16 protein-coding genes are annotated in these 15,057 nt (G+C 76.3%); 5 read left to right on the top strand and 11 right to left on the bottom strand.

Translation table 11 applies throughout. From position 1 onward, the window contains the following. Nucleotides 1-8: 8 nt before the first annotated feature. From ilvA to GYH36_RS09225, 3 genes are all read right to left on the bottom strand, one after another. Nucleotides 9-1,274, bottom strand: a complete 1,266-nt coding sequence (gene ilvA / locus GYH36_RS09235; protein WP_162289703.1) for a threonine ammonia-lyase — start codon at nt 1,272-1,274, stop codon at nt 9-11. After that, nucleotides 1,271-2,572, bottom strand: coding sequence for an AI-2E family transporter (locus GYH36_RS09230; protein ID WP_376739818.1), 1,302 nt, complete (start codon nt 2,570-2,572; stop codon nt 1,271-1,273). The genes ilvA and GYH36_RS09230 overlap by 4 nt, the downstream gene beginning before the upstream one ends. Nucleotides 2,573-2,652: 80 nt before the next feature. After that, the gene (locus GYH36_RS09225; protein ID WP_162289702.1) at nt 2,653-3,894 is read right to left on the bottom strand and encodes a cystathionine gamma-synthase; all 1,242 of its coding nucleotides are present in this window, start codon (nt 3,892-3,894) and stop codon (nt 2,653-2,655) included. 188 nt (nt 3,895-4,082) lie between these two features. On the opposite strand from GYH36_RS09225, the gene GYH36_RS09220 reads away from it, so the two are divergent. Together GYH36_RS09220 and msrA are read left to right on the top strand one after the other, a co-directional pair. Next, the gene (locus GYH36_RS09220; protein WP_162289701.1) at nt 4,083-4,877 is read left to right on the top strand and encodes an SDR family NAD(P)-dependent oxidoreductase; all 795 of its coding nucleotides are present in this window, start codon (nt 4,083-4,085) and stop codon (nt 4,875-4,877) included. A 125-nt stretch (nt 4,878-5,002) separates the two neighbouring features. Further along, on the top strand, nt 5,003-5,677 hold the full coding sequence (gene msrA / locus GYH36_RS09215) for a peptide-methionine (S)-S-oxide reductase MsrA (RefSeq protein ID WP_034603345.1): 675 nt from the start codon (nt 5,003-5,005) through the stop codon (nt 5,675-5,677). A gap of 58 nt (nt 5,678-5,735) precedes the next feature. Here msrA and GYH36_RS09210 read toward each other — a convergent pair whose 3' ends face one another. Further along, complete coding sequence (locus tag GYH36_RS09210; RefSeq protein ID WP_203231723.1) at nt 5,736-6,971, bottom strand: acyltransferase family protein; 1,236 nt, start codon at nt 6,969-6,971, stop codon at nt 5,736-5,738. A 26-nt stretch (nt 6,972-6,997) separates the two neighbouring features. Between GYH36_RS09210 and GYH36_RS09205 the strand changes: the two genes are divergently transcribed. Then, on the top strand, nt 6,998-7,849 hold the full coding sequence (locus GYH36_RS09205; RefSeq protein WP_376739817.1) for a CPBP family glutamic-type intramembrane protease: 852 nt from the start codon (nt 6,998-7,000) through the stop codon (nt 7,847-7,849). Between the two features lie 2 nt (nt 7,850-7,851). On the opposite strand, the gene GYH36_RS09200 is transcribed toward GYH36_RS09205, so the two are convergent. The 5 genes from GYH36_RS09200 to GYH36_RS09180 form a co-directional block, all read right to left on the bottom strand. Next, the gene (locus tag GYH36_RS09200; RefSeq protein ID WP_162289699.1) at nt 7,852-8,673 is read right to left on the bottom strand and encodes a phosphatase PAP2 family protein; all 822 of its coding nucleotides are present in this window, start codon (nt 8,671-8,673) and stop codon (nt 7,852-7,854) included. Between the two features lie 109 nt (nt 8,674-8,782). Beyond that, nucleotides 8,783-9,439 (bottom strand): SRPBCC family protein, encoded by a 657-nt coding sequence (locus GYH36_RS09195; protein ID WP_024839455.1) that lies wholly within the window; start codon nt 9,437-9,439, stop codon nt 8,783-8,785. Then, a complete protein-coding gene (locus GYH36_RS09190) occupies nt 9,436-9,828 on the bottom strand; it encodes an ArsR/SmtB family transcription factor (protein ID WP_024839456.1) in 393 nt (130 codons plus the stop codon). Before GYH36_RS09190 ends, GYH36_RS09195 begins: the two co-directional genes overlap by 4 nt. Nucleotides 9,829-9,867: 39 nt before the next feature. Further along, nucleotides 9,868-10,449, bottom strand: coding sequence for a hypothetical protein (locus GYH36_RS09185; RefSeq protein WP_162289698.1), 582 nt, complete (start codon nt 10,447-10,449; stop codon nt 9,868-9,870). After that, nucleotides 10,446-11,318 carry a LysR substrate-binding domain-containing protein gene (locus tag GYH36_RS09180; protein WP_162289697.1) on the bottom strand — a complete coding sequence of 291 codons (873 nt, stop codon included), beginning with the start codon at nt 11,316-11,318 and terminating at the stop codon, nt 10,446-10,448. The genes GYH36_RS09185 and GYH36_RS09180 overlap by 4 nt, the downstream gene beginning before the upstream one ends. Before the next feature lie 76 nt (nt 11,319-11,394). On the opposite strand from GYH36_RS09180, the gene GYH36_RS09175 reads away from it, so the two are divergent. Continuing rightward, the gene (locus tag GYH36_RS09175) at nt 11,395-11,775 is read left to right on the top strand and encodes a DUF5997 family protein (RefSeq protein WP_024839459.1); all 381 of its coding nucleotides are present in this window, start codon (nt 11,395-11,397) and stop codon (nt 11,773-11,775) included. A gap of 44 nt (nt 11,776-11,819) precedes the next feature. On the opposite strand, the gene GYH36_RS09170 is transcribed toward GYH36_RS09175, so the two are convergent. Together GYH36_RS09170 and GYH36_RS09165 are read right to left on the bottom strand one after the other, a co-directional pair. Beyond that, on the bottom strand, nt 11,820-12,215 hold the full coding sequence (locus GYH36_RS09170) for an Rdx family protein (RefSeq protein ID WP_024839460.1): 396 nt from the start codon (nt 12,213-12,215) through the stop codon (nt 11,820-11,822). 32 nt (nt 12,216-12,247) lie between these two features. Continuing rightward, nucleotides 12,248-13,642, bottom strand: coding sequence for a DUF2252 domain-containing protein (locus tag GYH36_RS09165; protein ID WP_162289696.1), 1,395 nt, complete (start codon nt 13,640-13,642; stop codon nt 12,248-12,250). 124 nt (nt 13,643-13,766) lie between these two features. Between GYH36_RS09165 and GYH36_RS09160 the strand changes: the two genes are divergently transcribed. Continuing rightward, nucleotides 13,767-14,996 (top strand): class I SAM-dependent methyltransferase, encoded by a 1,230-nt coding sequence (locus GYH36_RS09160; RefSeq protein ID WP_312028573.1) that lies wholly within the window; start codon nt 13,767-13,769, stop codon nt 14,994-14,996. Nucleotides 14,997-15,057: the final 61 nt, after the last annotated feature.

Genomic DNA, 15,057 nt, shown 5'->3' with positions numbered 1-15,057 from the left:
GGGCCCGGTCAGACCCGGGGCGTGCCGCCGTCGCTCCGCTCGACGCGGTAGCCCTCGGAGCGCAGGTGCGCGACGAGCTCGTCGCAGTGCTCGGGGCCCTTCGTCTCGACCTGCATGCGCACCCACGCCTCGCCGATCGCGAGGCCGACGTCGGTGCGGTCGTGGTCGATGTGCATGATGTTGCCGCGCTTGGCCGCGACGGCCTCGAGCATGCGCGCGAGGGCGCCGGGGCGGTCGTCGAGCAGCACCTGGAGCTGGATGTACCGGCCCGCGGCGGCGAGGCCGTGCCGCACGACGCGCAGCAGCACGAGCGGGTCGATGTTCCCGCCCGACAGCACGACGACGACCGGGCCCTCCACGGGGTCGGCGGCGCCCGCGTCGACGGCGGCGGTCCCGGACAGCAGGGCGGCGACGCCGGTGGCCCCGGCGGGCTCGACGAGCAGCTTCGCGCGCTCGGCGACCATGAGCAGCGACCGGGAGATCTCCTCCTCGGTCACGGTGCGGACCTCGACGCCGTGCCGCGCCAGGATGCCGAACGGCACCGCGCCGGGCGTGCCGACCGCGATGCCGTCGGCCATCGTCGCGGCGATGCGGGCCGTCGTCGGCTCGCCCGCGGTGAGCGACGCGGGGTACGCCGCGGCACGCTCGGCCTGCACCCCGACCACGCGCACGTGCGGCGCGGCCTGCGCGAACGCCGCGGCGAGGCCCGCGACGAGGCCGCCGCCGCCGAGCGGCGCGACGACGGTCCGGACGTCGGGCACCTGCTCGAGGATCTCGAGCGCGATCGTGGCCTGGCCCGCGACGACGTCGGGATGGTCGAACGGGTGGATGAACACCGCGCCCGTGCGCTCGGCCTCGGCGCGCGCGGCCGCGAGGGTCTCGTCGACGTCGGCGCCGACGAGCCGGACCTCGGCGCCGTACTGGCGGGTCGCCGCGACCTTGGGCAGCGCCGCGTCGACCGGCATGTACACGACGGCGCGGATGCCGAGCAGGCCGGCGGCGAACGCGACGCCCTGCGCGTGGTTGCCCGCGCTGGCGGCGACGACGCCGCGCGCCTTCTCCTCGTCGCTCAGGCGCGCCATGCGCACGTACGCGCCGCGCACCTTGAACGACCCCGCGCGCTGCAGGTTCTCGCACTTGAGCAGCACGCGGACGCCGGCCGCCTCGCTGATCGCGCGGGTCGTCTGGACCGGGGTGCGGTACGCGACGCCGTCGAGCAGGCGGGCGGCGTCGCGGACGTCGTCGAGCGTGACCCGCGCGACCTCCTGGGTCACCGCGCGCCGCCCGGCGCGTCGTCGGCCGCGCCCGCGTCCTCGGGCCCGGCGACGGGCGAGTCCTCGACGGCCGGCCGCTCGCGGCGGGGCCGGCGGCGCCGCACGCCGGCGACCTGCAGGTCGGCCTCGGCGCGCGCGACCACCGGGGGTTGCGGGCTCCCCCGCACGACGATCCGGTCCTCCGTGCCGAGCTCGGGGAACTTGTCGTGCCCGTGCAGGTACAGCACGACGGTGTTGAGGACGGCCGCGAGCGGCACCGCGAACAGCGCGCCGACGATCCCCGCCGCGAAGCTCCCCGCGGCGACGACGAGCAGCACGGCCACCGGGTGCAGCGAGACCGCGTGGCCCATGAGGAACGGCTGGAGGATGTGCCCCTCGATCTGCTGCACGAGCAGCACGATCCCGAGCATGACGAGCGCCTGGACCCAGCCCTGCGCGACGAGCACGACGAGCACCGCGATCGAGCCGGTGACGATGGCACCGACGATCGGGATGAACGAGCCGACGAACACGAGGATGCCGAGCGGGACCGCGAGGCCCGGCACGAAGAACGCCGCGCCGATCCCGATGCCGACCGCGTCCACGGCGGCGACGAGGATCTGCGTGCGCGTGTACGCGGCGAGCGTGACGATGCCGCGGCGGCCGGCCTGGTGCGCGCGGTCCCGGGCGCGCAGCGGGAGGAGCCCGACGACCCACGACCAGATCGCCCGCCCGTCGAGCAGGAAGAAGAACGTGCAGAACAGCGCGATGAGCGCGCCCGCGACGACGTGGCCGAGGGTCGTCGCGGCGCCCAGCGCGCCGGACACGATCGAGTCCTGGTTCTCGGAGACGGCGCTGCCGGCCTGGTCGAGCCAGTGCGAGATGGTGATGGAGTCGAGCCCGAGCGGGCCCTCGGCGAGCCAGTCGGTGAACTGCTCGAACCCGTCAACGGCCTGGTCGCGCAGGTCCTGGAAGCCGCCGACGATCTGCTGCCCGGCGACGGTCACGAGCCCCGCGAGCACCACGAGCAGGCTGATGAGCGCGGCGCCGGACGCGAGCCCGCGCGACATGCGCAGGTTCCGCGCGTAGAAGCGCTGGACCGGCGTGAGCAGGACCGTCAGCAGCAGCGCGACCGCGATGGGCACGACGATCACCTTGAGCTGCGTGACGAGCCACAGGCCCGCGGCGATCGCCGCGCCGATGAGCAGCAGGCGCCACGACCACGCCGCGGCCGAGCGCACCGAGTCGGGGACGGGCGTCGTGCCGGGGCGCCCCGGCGGCAGCGGGTCGGGGGTGCGGTGGTCGGTCTGCGCGGTCACGGTCAAACCCTAGGTGAGCGGGGCGTCGCCGGGGGCGGAGCGGCGCGCGCGATTCGCGCGGTGTGCGCAGGATCTCGCCGTCAGGCGAGCGCGCGCTCGAGGTCGGCGACGAGGTCCTCGACGTCCTCGATGCCGACCGAGAGGCGCACGAGGTCGTCGGGCACCTCGAGCGCCGTGCCCGCGACCGAGCCGTGCGTCATGCGTCCCGGGTGCTCGATGAGCGACTCGACGCCGCCGAGGGACTCCGCGAGCGTGAAGACCTGGGTGCGGGCGCACACGTCGAGGGCCTTCGCCTCGCTGCCGACGCGGAACGAGACCATGCCGCCGAAGCCTCGCATCTGCCGCGCCGCGAGCTCGTGCCCCGGGTGCGTCGCGAGGCCCGGGTAGATCACCTCGGTCACGGCGGGGTGCGACGCGAGGAACTCCGCGACCGCGGCGGCGTTCGCCTGGTGGCGGTCCATGCGCACGGCGAGCGTCTTGAGCCCGCGCAGCGTGAGCCACGCGTCGAACGGCCCCGCGACGGCGCCCGACGCGTTCTGGTGGAATCCGACCGCGCCCGCGACGTCCGTCCCGCCCGCCGGCGACGCCAGGCCGCCCGGGAGCTGCGCGCCCGTCGCGACGACGAGCGCGCCCCCCACGACGTCGCTGTGCCCGCCGACGTACTTGGTCGTCGAGTGCACGACGACGTCCGCGCCCAGGGCGAGCGGCTGCTGCAGGTAGGGGGTCGCGAAGGTGTTGTCGACGACGAGCAGCGCCCCGGCCTCGTGCGCGACGCCCGCGAGCGCCGCGACGTCGCTCACGCCGAGCAGCGGGTTCGTCGGGGTCTCGACCCACACGACCTTCGTCTCGGGCCGCACGGCCGCGCGGACGGCGTCGACGTCGGTGAGGTCGACGGGCGTGTGCTCGACGCCCCACGGGCCGAAGACCCGGGCGATCAGGCGGTACGTGCCGCCGTACGCGTCGTCGGGCACGATCACGTGGTCGCCGGGGCGCAGCACCGCGCGCAGGAGCGTGTCCTCCGCGGCGAGGCCCGACGCGAACGCGTACCCGCGCGCGGCGGGCGACCCGTCCGGCGTCGACGGCAGCCCGCCGGACTCCGCGGCCGCGAGCGCCTCCTCGAGCGCGGTGCGCGTCGGGTTGGCGGAGCGCGAGTACTCGTAGCCGCCGCGCAGGCCGCCGACGCCGTCCTGCTTGTACGTCGAGACCTGGTGGATGGGCGGCACGACGGCGCCGGTCGTCGCGTCCGGGTCCTGCCCCGCGTGGATCGCGCGCGTGGAGAAGCCGGTGGTGGTCCAGTCGGGGTGCTCGCTCGGGGTGGTCACCCGACCACCCTACGGCGCGCCCCGTGCGCCGAGCATGTGGTTCTGGCTCGTCCCGTTGCCTGGACGGGCCAGGACCGCATGCTCGGGCCGGGACGGCCGGCGGGGTGACGGTGGCGGCGGTGACGGTCGCGCGGCACGGTAGGAGGCGGGCGGCGACCGTCGTCCGGCGACCCGGAAGGAGCCCCTGGATGAGGATCGACCTGGACGGCAGGAGAGCGCTCGTCACCGGCTCGGCGCAGGGCATCGGCCTGGCGATCGCGCGCACGCTCGCGGGGTGCGGGGCGGCGGTCGTCGTCAACGGGCGCTCCGAGGAGACGGCGCAGCGGGCCGCCGCCGACGTGCGCGAGCACGTGCCGGGCGCGGACGTGCTCGGCGTGGCCGCGGACCTCGCGACCGACGAGGGCACCGCGACCGTGCTCGACGCCGTCCCCCACGTGGACGTGCTCGTGAACAACCTCGGCATCTTCTCGAGCGAGGACCCGCTCGCGATCGACGACGCCACCTGGCGCCGCTACTTCGAGGTGAACGTCCTCGCAGGCGTGCGTCTGACGCGCGCCTACCTGCCCGGGATGGTCGACCGCGGCTGGGGACGCGTGCAGTTCGTCGGGAGCGACTCGGCCGTGGTGATCCCGGCCGAGATGATCCACTACGGCGTGACGAAGACGGCGCTGCTGGGCGTCTCGCGCGGGTTCGCCAAGGCGGCGGCCGGCACGGGCGTCACGGTGAACAGCGTGCTCGCCGGGCCCACGCACACGGGCGGGGTCGAGGCGTTCGCGCGCGAGCTCGTGGGCGACGACCTGCCGTGGGACGAGGCGCAGCGCGTGTTCATGCGCCAGCACCGCCCGCAGTCGCTGCTCCAGCGCCTCATCGAGCCGGAGGAGATCGCGCACATGGTCGCCTACCTCGCGTCGCCCCTCGCCTCGGCGACGACGGGCGCCGCGGTGCGCGTGGACGGCGGCTACATCGACTCGATCGTGCCGTGAGAGCCTGCGGCGAGCACGCGACGCGGGCCGGAACACCGGGCACCCCTGCTGCGTTCTACCCCGTGCCAGGACGATGCGTCGTGGGCCAGCGCCCCGGTCGTCCCGGCCCCTTCAGGAGGTAAGCGATGAACTCGATCTTCGACGCGATCTTCGGCTCGTCCGGCAAGACGACGATGGTCGCCCCCGAGGACACCCTCCCCGGGCGCCAGTCCCCGGTCCTGCAGAACCCGCGCCCGCACACCGTGCTCGGCACGTCCATCACGGGCCCGTGGCCCGAGGGCACGCGCGTGCTCTACCTCGCGATGGGCTGTTTCTGGGGCGCCGAGGAGATCTTCTGGCAGGTCCCCGGTGTGGTGAGCACCGCCGTCGGCTACATGGGCGGCACGACGCCGAACCCCACCTACGAGGAGGCGTGCACCGCGCGCACCGGCCACACCGAGACGGCGCTCGTCGCGTACGACCCCACGAAGGTCTCCGAGGAGGAGCTCCTCAAGATCTTCTGGGAGCGCCACGACCCGACGCAGGGCTTCCGCCAGGGCAACGACGTCGGCACGCAGTACCGGTCGGCCGTGTACTGGACGACGCCGGAGCAGGAGCGGGCGGTCCGGGAGACCGCCGAGCGCTACGGCGCGGTGCTCGAGGCCAAGGGATACGACCCGATCACGACCGAGATGCGGCCCGCCGCCGAGGCCGGCCCGTTCTACTACGCCGAGGACTACCACCAGCAGTACCTCGACAAGAACCCGAACGGCTACCGCTGCCACGCGACCACGGGCGTCCCCTTCCCGAGCGCCGCGTAGCGCCGGGCCGGACGTGACCAGCGGCCCCCGACCCGCCCGGGCCGGGGGTCGTCGCGCGTCAGGCGCGCATCCCCAGGAGCACGCGGGTCACGCGCGTGCGCCGCACGAGGAGGTCGTGCACGGCGACGAGCACGACGCACGAGAGCACGACGATCGCCGCGTACTTCACGGGCGCGGGGAGGTCCCACCGCACGACCGGGTGGGCGACGGCGACGACGACCGGCTGGTGCAGCACGTAGAGCGGGAGCACCGCCGCCCCGAGGTACGCCCACGCCCGGCGCCGCCACGCGCGCTCCGGCACGGGGTCGGTGCCGTGGGACGCCCCGCCGGCCGTCGCCGCGCGACGGCGCGCGCCCCAGCGGTCCAGGTACCCGAGCAGCGCGACGACCCAGCACCACCCCGCGACGCCGTAGAGGAACCGGAACGCGAGCTGCGCCGCGCCGTCGCCGGTGAACGCGCCGACCTCCTGGGCGGGCCCGAGGAACAGCGCCATCCCGGCCGCGAACGCGACGAGCCCGGCGAGCCCCGCGAGCCCGGCGTCGCGACGCACCGCCGCGCGGAACCGCTCGTCGGACGCGAGGACGACGCCGCCGAGGAAGAACAGCAGGTAGGCCCACCGGCTCCACGCCGCGAACCCCTCCTCGAGCTCGTGCGCCGCGCACACGGCCCCGACCGCCACGGCGGGCACGAGCACGGCGCCCCGCCCTCCGGCGGCCGACCCGAGGCGCTCGCGCACGCGGTGCGCGACGTCACCGGGCACGAGCCGCACGAGCCGCACGAGCGCGGCGAGCGTGAACGCCCACGTGAGCAGGAGCACGAGGAACCACAGGTGCCCGGTCTCGAAGTGCTCGCCGTCGAGGACGAACGGGAAGTCCCCGGGCTCGAGCCGCACGGCGAAGAACCGCGGCCAGAACGCGAGGTACGAGCCGGTCCACGTGCCGTCGGCGCGCGCCCGCAGCCACGGCGGGAACGGCAGGAGCACGACGAGCGCGACCACAAGCGGCACGCCGAGCCGCAGCATGCGCTCGCGCACGTACCCGGCAGGTCCGCGCCGCCGCACCGAGCCCCACGCCCCGACGCCCGCGACGGCGAAGAGCAGGGGCATCGCGCACACGACGACCGGCGCGACGACGTACGTCGTGAGCTCGGTGGTCTCGGCGTTCTTCACGTAGAAGTCGTCGCGCGCGTCGAACACGAGCGCGGCGTGGAAGAGCACGAGTCCCGCGACGACCGCCGCCCGGACCGCGTCGAGCTCGCCGCGCCGCCCCGGTTGCCGCGTGGGCCGTCGCTCCACGCCTCGCATCATGGCACCGTGTGCGGGTGACGTCACCCGCCCCCGCCCCCGTGCCCGACGCCGTGCGCTCGCCGTGGGCGACCGGCTCGCCCGCGCGGCTGCTCGCCGCGGTCCTCGTCTCGGGCGCCGCCGTACTGCTGTTCGCGGTCCACGTGCGCCCGCTCGGGTACGTGCCGCTCGTGCTCGGCGTCGGGCTGGGGCTGCTCGTCGACCGCCGGCTCGGGCGCGACCTCGCGCTCGTGGCCGTGGGGATGGCGATCATCTCGACGATCTCGCTCGAGGCGGACCTGTCGGACGCGGGGATGCTCCGGTTCGCCGTCGTGCTCTCGCTCGCGGTGCTCGTGCCCTGGGCGCTGTCCCGGTTCGCGTTCCGCGAGGACGCGGTCCGGTTCCCCGTGGCGACCGGCCGGCGATGGTCGCGCGGGCAGGTCGTCTACCTCGTCGTGGTGGTCGTGGCGGGGTACCTGATCCTGCCGTTCTACTTCATCGGGTCGGGCGCGTACCGCAACTGGCCCGAGATCACAGGCGGGCAGGAGATCGCGCGCCTGTTCGTCGGGGTCAACGCGGTGGGGATCTGGGACGAGCTGTTCTTCGTGTGCGTCGTGTTCGCGCTCTACCGCGAGCACTTCGGGCTGTGGACGGCGAACCTGCTGCAGGCGACGGTGTTCGTGTCGTTCCTGTGGGAGCTCGGGTACCGCGAGTGGGGCCCGTTGCTCACGGTCCCGTTCGCGCTCGTCCAGGGCTGGATCTTCTCCTGGAGCAAGTCCCTCACCTACGTCGTCGCGGTGCACCTGCTTTTCGACGTGGTGGTGTTCATGGTGCTCGTGCACGCCCACCACCCCGAGCTGTTCGACGTCTTCGTCACCGTCCCGCGCTGACCTCAGCTCGCGGCGAGGAGCACGCGCCGCACGCCGTCGACCCGGCACGCCGCGGTCACCGCGGTCGTCGCGGGACCCGCGAGGAGCGTCACGGTCGCCACGACGACGGCCACCCCGACCGCCGCGCCCGCCACGACGTCGTGCGGGAAGTGGACGCCCTCGACGACGCGCGCCGCCGCGACCGCGACCGCGAGCACGACCGGCAGGACCACCCACGTCAGCACCGCGTGCCACGGCGCCCGGTACCCGTGCCGGGCGGGCACGGCGCCCGGCGCGCGGACGGCCGGCGCGCCCGCGAGGACCACCGCCGTCGCGAGCGCGGCGGCGATCGCGGTGTGGTTGCTCGGGAACGACCAGTCGCCCACGACCGGGCAGTGCGCGACCTCGACGAGCTCCCAGCACCCGCGCGGCTGGCGGACGAGCGACTTGACCGCCTCGCTCGCGGCGTACGCGACCACGGCCCCGGCCCCGGCGGCGAGCGTCGTCGCGACGGCCGCGGGCCCGCCACGGCGCGACCGCCACGCGACCGCCGCGCACAGCCCGAGGAGCACGAGCACGCCGCCCTCGGCGACGAGGCCCGAGCCGGGCAGGTCGGCCGTGCGGGCCGTGAGCGCGAGGTAGAGGGCCTCGCTCGGGCCTCGCAGCAGCCGCGCGACGAGCACGACGAGCGCCGCCCCCGCGAGCCACGAGAGCGCCGCGAGCGCCTGCCCCGCGAGCCCGGGCGACGCGTCCGGTCCAGCGACCGGCGGGGCCTCGTGCGCGAGGCCGGGGTCGGTGCGGGGTGGGGTGAGGGTCGCGGTTCGGGACGAGTCGGGCACAGTCACCGGACGAGGGTATGCCGGGTGAACCGCGGGTGAACATCCGCCCCACGGCGGACTCCGGCGCCGGCGCCTCCGCCCGGGGCGGGACACCCGGGCCACGGGACGGGCCGCGTCAGCCCTGGGCGGAGGTGTCCTCCGCGGGGACGTAGAACGCCGTCGTCGCGGCCACGCGGGCTGCGACCTCGTCCTCGCCGAGGCCGTCGGCCGCGGCGAGCGCCGAGCCCCACGCGGCGCTGCTCGCGACGTTGAACGCGCGCAGCTCGGGGCTCTCGAGGACGGCGGCCGGGTCGAGCGCCTCGCCGCTGTCGAGATGGAGCCCGAGCCCCAGCAGCGCACCGTCCCAGCCGACCCCGACGGCCCCGGGGCCGAACTGGTCCCACATCTCGGGCGGCACGACGGCGGTGTGCTCGAGCGTGAGCGTCGTCCCGCCGCCGTCCGCGGGCGCGAGCCGCACCTCGACGACCGAGGAGTCCTCCGGCGTCGGCGGGCCCATGACCCACGTGAGGCGCAGGAGCCGCGGCGCGTCGCACGCGCGGATCTCGCCGCCGGCGTTGCCCTCGACCTGGAACGCGCCGCCCACGCGGAAGTCGCCCGTGACGGGCAGGAACCAGCGCGGGATGCGCTCGGGGTCGGTGACGGCGTCCCACACGTCCTCGACGTCCACCGGGTACGTGCGCTCGATCGTGATGACGCGGGCCTCGCCCGCCGGGAGCGAGCCCGTCCCGACGCTGCGGCGCGCCGCCTCGAGCTCCGCGATGAAGTCCTTCATGCCGTCCTCCTGGTGGTGTCGGTCGGGTGCTCGTCGTCCTCGGCGGCGCGCGCGGCCCCCGCCCTGCGGCGTCCGCGCGCGCCGCGGGCCAGCTCGGTCCCGAGCGCGTCGAGCCGCTGCTCCCAGAACCGGCGCAGCCCCGCGGCCCAGTCCTCGACCGCGTCGAGGGCGTCGGGATCGAGCGCGTAGAGACGGCGCGTCCCCTCGGGGCGCACCGTCGCGAACCCGCTGGTCCGCAGGACCCGCAGGTGCTGGGACACCGCGGGCTGGCTGATCCCGAACTCCGCGCCGACGAGGTCGGCGATCTCCCCCGCGGGGCGCTCGCCGCGCGCGAGGTGCTCGACGATCCGCCGCCGCACGGGGTCGCCGAGGACGTCGAACGCTTCCATGCCCACCATGCTTCACCCGTTGCTTATATAAGTCAAGACCTATGGAACGCGAAGGTCACGCGCCATGACTCGCTGCGGCCCGGCGCTCCCGCCGAGGTAGGCCCCGCAGTCCGTGAGCCCGGCGCGCGCGTAGGCGCGACGACCCGCCGCGTTGCGGTCGTTCACCGTGAGCACGAGCACGGCGAACGGCGTGGCCCGGCCCCGCACGCGCGCGAGGTCCCCCACGACGCCCGGCAGCAGGCTCACCACGCGCGAGCCCACTCCCCCGCCCTGCGACGCGACGTCGACGAGGAAGCCGCGGAAGAGCACGACGTCGTCGGCACCGACCCCGCCGAGGAGCGCGACCACCTCGGCGGGCGCGCCGCCCGGGTGCAGGACACCGAGCGCGACCGGGTCGCCGCCGGGCGGGCGGGCGACCACGAGGTGGCGGTCGGGATCGGCCTGCGCCGCGGCCACGACGTCGGCGGCGGGCGGCACGAACGTCTCCTGCCCGGGCCCGAGGCGCAGCCGCAGCGCACCGGCCAGGAGCGTGGCGCGCTCCGCCGGCGGCCGGGCGTCGAGCAGGACGAGCCCGACCGGGGCGGCGTCCCGCGCGGGCGGGGCACCGGCCCGCTCGGTCACCGGCGCTTCCCGCCGCGGCCGCGCGAGCCCCGGCCCGTGCGCGCACCGCGGCCGGACGACCCCGCACCCTTCTGGCCCCTGCCCGATCCCCCGCGTCCGCCGCCGCGTGCGCCCTGCCCGCCCGGAGCGCCCCGGCCCGCACCCTGCGCGCGCGGCGCGGGCTGCTCGGCGACCGCCTCGGCGCGGCGCCCGCGCGAGCTGTTCGCGGTGCGGCCCCGCACGATGCCGACCATCTCCTCGACGAGGTCGTCGTCGCGCTCGGCCACCCACGCGAGCGCGACCGGGCACGACGGCGCGCCCTCCAGCCGGCGGTACGTCACGTCCTTGCGGTGGTGCAGCCGCGCGAGCGACTGCGGCACCACCGCGACACCCACGCCCGCCGCGACGAGCACGACCGCGTCGGCCGTCGTGGCCGGGCGCTCCACCGCGGGCCGCCCCGGCGGGTGCGGGGCGTCGTCGTCCGCACCGGGCTCGCCGGCCCACGGCACGACGTCGTCGAGCGGACGCAGGAGCACGTCGTCGTCGAGGTCCGCGAGCGCGACCGGCTCGTCCGGCTCGAGCGCCGCGAGCAGGTGGTCGCGCGAGACGAGCACGACCGGCGTCTCCTCGTAGAGCCGGATCGCGGCGAGCACGTCGCGGTCGACCGGGAGGCGCAGGAGCGCGGCGTCCGCCTCGTCGTCGCGCAGCGCACGCTCGGCGTCGTCCGCCGCGACCGCGACGAGGTCGAGCGGCACGTCCGAGAGGCGCTCGCGCCACGTGCGCACCCACTTCGCGGGCGTCGCCCCGGGCACGTACGCGAGCCGGAACCGTCGCCCGCCCTCGGCGTCGTCGGTCGTTCCCTCCGGGGCTGCACCCGCGTCGTCGTCCACCCGACCAGCCTAGGGGCGCGCACGTGCCCGCTCCCGCCGACGCCCGGGGCCGACGCGGCCGACTACCCTGGAGCCCATGACCCCCAAGCAGTCCGCGCAGACCATGAAGCCCGCCACCGCGGCGAAGAAGCTCGGGGTGTACCTGCCCGCCACGCCCCCGGAGTTCCAGGAGGGCACGATCACGCGCGCGCAGCTCGAGGAGCTCGAGAAGAACCCGCCCGAGTGGCTGAGCGAGCTGCGCCGCAACGGCCCGCACCCGCGCCCCGTCGTCGCCGGCCGCCTCGGCGTGTCGATCTCGGGCCTCGCGCGCGGCGGGCTCACCGAGCCGCTGACGACGGCCGAGATCGACGCGCTGCGCGAGGACCCGCCCGCGTGGCTCGAGGCCGAGCGCGAGGTGCAGAAGAAGGTCCGCGCCGAGGAGGAGCGGCTCGCGGCCGAGCGCGCCAAGAAGGGCTGAGCCCTCACCTCGAGCCCCGGCCGGGGCAGGTGCTCCGGCCCGGGTCAGCCCTCCGCCGGGCCCCCGGCCTCGCCGTCCGCCGCCCGTGCGGCGGCCCGGTCCGTGTGACCGAGCGCGAGGTCCGGCGCGACGGCGTCGCGCACGCGCCGCTTGAGGTCCGGGACCTCCGGGAACCCGCCGTCCACCCGGCGGTCCCACAGGAGCACCGGCCCGTCCCCGGCGTCGAGCGTCACGCGGAACACGCCGTCGGTCCCCGGCACGAGCGCGACCTCGCCGAGCCGCGTGCGGAACGTCTGCAGCAGCTCCTGCGCGACCCACGCCGCCCGCAGGAGCCACCGGCACTGGGTGCAGTACTCGATCGCGACTCGGGCGGTCCCGCGCCCGGCGACGGTCGGGACGAAGGTCTCGGCGGGGGCGGGCAGCGCGGCGTCGTCCGTCATGGCGCCCAGCCTACGGTCGGCGTCGCGCCGCCTCAGGTCCCCCGCTCGGCCGGGAGCCGCCCGCTCGCGACCGCCGCCTCGAGCGCGGCGTAGTCCCGTTCGACGACGTCCGCGTAGGCCCGCGCCCAGCGCGCGACCGCGAGGTCGAACGCGTCGGAGCGCCCCAGGTACCCGTGGGCCACGCGAGCGCCGGGCGACTGGCTGTGGGCGCGCGCGAGCACCCGCCCGCACAGCTCCCCGTACCGCGTGAGCTGGACCGTGGTGAGCCGGTCGAGCTCGACGGAGCCCTTCATGTCGCGGAACTGGCGCCAGAAGAAGTCGACGCGCGGACGGCCCGTGCGCTCGGGCATCTCGATGTCGATCCAGCCGAGGAACGGGTCGGAGTGCGCCTGGAGGATGCGCTGCGCGGCCACGACCCGCCGGCCCTGCGCGTACACGGGCCCGGCGGGCACGAGGCCGGCCGGCAGGGCGTCGGGCATGCCGCCGTAGGTCGACAGGACGGACCGCGTCGCCTCCTTGACCTGCAGCACGAGCGGCTCGCCCGCGGGTCCCTCGAGCAGGAGGATGTAGCAGCGCGTGCCGACGCTGCCCACGCCCACGACCCGCAGCACGAAGTCCACGAGCTCGAACTGGCTCAGGAGCAGGCGCACGTCGGCGCGCAGCGGCTCGCGGTAGGCCTCGACGAGGGGCACGAGCTCCTCGACGGTCGCCGTGTCGACGTGCTGCGTGACCGGCGGCTGGTCCACGATGCGCGTCCGGCCGTCCTGGGCCCGCGTGGTGATCCTGCGGACCACCTGCTCCGACGTGCGCCGGCGCGCCTTGCGCACCGTCCGGTGCAGCTCCTTGCGGCCCTCCTTGCGCAGGAGCGGCTCGATCGTCTCGGTGTCGATCTCGAACGCGAACCGCTCGAGGGCGCTGTGCGCGAAGGCCGCGGCGAGGCCCTCGCGGTAGCCGAGGGCGGCGAGGCGCGCGGCCTCGAAGCACTCCGACTCCGTCATGCCCTTGTCCCGGCCGCCGACGTACATGCTCGTCGCGAGCCGCTTGACGTCCCACTCCCACGGCGCGTCGGCGGCCTCGTCGAAGTCGTTGAGGTCGAACACGACCCGGCGCTCCGGCGACGCGAACAGCCCGAAGTTCGAGACGTGCGCGTCACCGCACGCGACGAGGTGCACGCCGGTCCGCGGGCCGTGCCCGAGGTCGTGCGCCATGGTCGCGGCGGTGCCGCGGTAGAAGGCGAACGGCGACTCGAGCATGCGCCCGATGCGCAGCGGCACGAGGTGCTGCAGCCGCTCGCGGTTCTGGTCCTCGATGATCGCGACGGGGTCGCGGTCGGGGAACACGAGCTCGTCGTGCGCGCGACGGGGCGTGCGGTCGCGCAGGGCGCGGCCGGCGGCGCGCGACGCGTCCAGGGTTCGCGGGACGTCCACCGGTACCTCCTCAGCCGACGATCCGCACACTAGCGCCGGGGAGTCCGGTCGGCGCGGGCGGGCCGGAGTCAGCGCGGGAGAGGGTGGGGTCGGGTCGCGGGCGCGCGTCGGGGAGACTGGGGCGGTGACGACCTGGGACCTCGCCGACCTGCTCGCGCGTCTGCGGACCGACGACCCGGGCCCGGCCCGCGAGGACGCGCCCGTCGCCGTCGACGCGGCGGACCGCCTGCTGCTCGACGAGGCGGCGCCGTGGCTGCGCGGTGTGGGCCCGGGCGCGGTGTCCGTGGTCGACGACCGGTACGGCGCCCTCACGCTCGGGGCGGCGCTCCTCGCGGGCGCGGCGGCGGACGGCGCCACGCGTGCGCCGGCGGGCGCGCAGAAGGACGGCGCCCCGGGCGCGCAGCGGGCGCCGGTACGCGTCCATCAGGACGCGTGCACCGCGGAGGCGGCTCTCGACGCCAACGCCGCGGCGCTCGGCATGACGGGCGCGTACGCGCGCCACGGCCTCGACGGGGCGCTCCTCGCGGGCGCGCGCGTCGTGCTGCTGCGCCTGCCCCGGGGTCTCGCGGCGCTGCGCGACGTCGCCGAGCACGTCGCGCGCGAGGCCGGGCCGGACGTCGTGCTCCTCGCGGGCGGCCGGGTCAAGCACATGACGCACGCGATGAACGACGTCCTCGCCGAGTCGTTCGGCGACGTGAGCGCGAGCCTCGCGCGGGGCAAGTCGCGCGTGCTCGTCGCGTCGTCCCCCCGCCCCGTGCGCGGCGACCTCACGTATCCCGTGACGAGCGACCTGCCCGACGTCGCGCTGCGGGTCGTGGCGTTCGGGGCGGCGTTCGCGGGCGCGGGACTCGACCTCGGCACGCGGTTCCTCCTCGAGCAGCTCGACGCCCCGGACGGCCGGCTGCCCGGGACCGAGCCGCGCGACGTCGTCGACCTCGGGTGCGGCACCGGTCTGCTCGCGGCGTGGGCCGCACGTCGATGGCCGGGCGCACGCGTCGTCGCGGCGGACCGCTCGGACGCGGCCGTCCGCTCCGCGGCGCTCACCGCGACGGCGAACGGCGTGGGCGACCGCGTGCGCACGGTGCGTGACGACGCGGGTGCGACGCTCGCCGACGCGAGCGCCGACGTCGTGCTGCTCAACCCGCCGTTCCACGACGGCGCGGCGCTGCGCACGGACGCGGCGCACCGCATGTTCGCGACGGCGGGGCGCGTGCTGCGGCCGGGCGGGGCGCTGTGGTGCGTGTGGAACTCGCACCTGCGCTACCGCCCGGCTCTCGAGCGGGCGGTCGGCCCCACCACGCAGGTCGCGCGCGGGCCACGGTTCACCGTGACGCGCTCGCTGCGGCGGCCCTGACGCAGCGGCGCCCGGCACCGCGAGGGTGCCGGGCGCCGTCGGGCGCGGGCCGTCGCCCGTC

It is taken from the genome of Cellulosimicrobium composti (assembly GCF_010287905.1).
Lineage (GTDB): Bacteria > Actinomycetota > Actinomycetes > Actinomycetales > Cellulomonadaceae > Cellulosimicrobium > Cellulosimicrobium composti.
Note: the sequence above shows the minus strand (reverse complement) of the source record. Positions and strands in the feature narration are given on the sequence as shown.

Bases quoted from the DNA above. Each gene is read 5' to 3' on its own strand.
- GYH36_RS09220 (WP_162289701.1), top strand. From the start codon at position 4,083: ATGAGGATCGACCTGGACGGCAGGAGAGCGCTCGTCACCGGCTCGGCG.
- msrA (WP_034603345.1), top strand. From the start codon at position 5,003: ATGAACTCGATCTTCGACGCGATCTTCGGCTCGTCCGGCAAGACGACG.
- GYH36_RS09195 (WP_024839455.1), bottom strand. From the start codon at position 9,439: ATGAAGGACTTCATCGCGGAGCTCGAGGCGGCGCGCCGCAGCGTCGGG.
- GYH36_RS09190 (WP_024839456.1), bottom strand. From the start codon at position 9,828: ATGGAAGCGTTCGACGTCCTCGGCGACCCCGTGCGGCGGCGGATCGTC.
- GYH36_RS09175 (WP_024839459.1), top strand. From the start codon at position 11,395: ATGACCCCCAAGCAGTCCGCGCAGACCATGAAGCCCGCCACCGCGGCG.
- GYH36_RS09170 (WP_024839460.1), bottom strand. From the start codon at position 12,215: ATGACGGACGACGCCGCGCTGCCCGCCCCCGCCGAGACCTTCGTCCCG.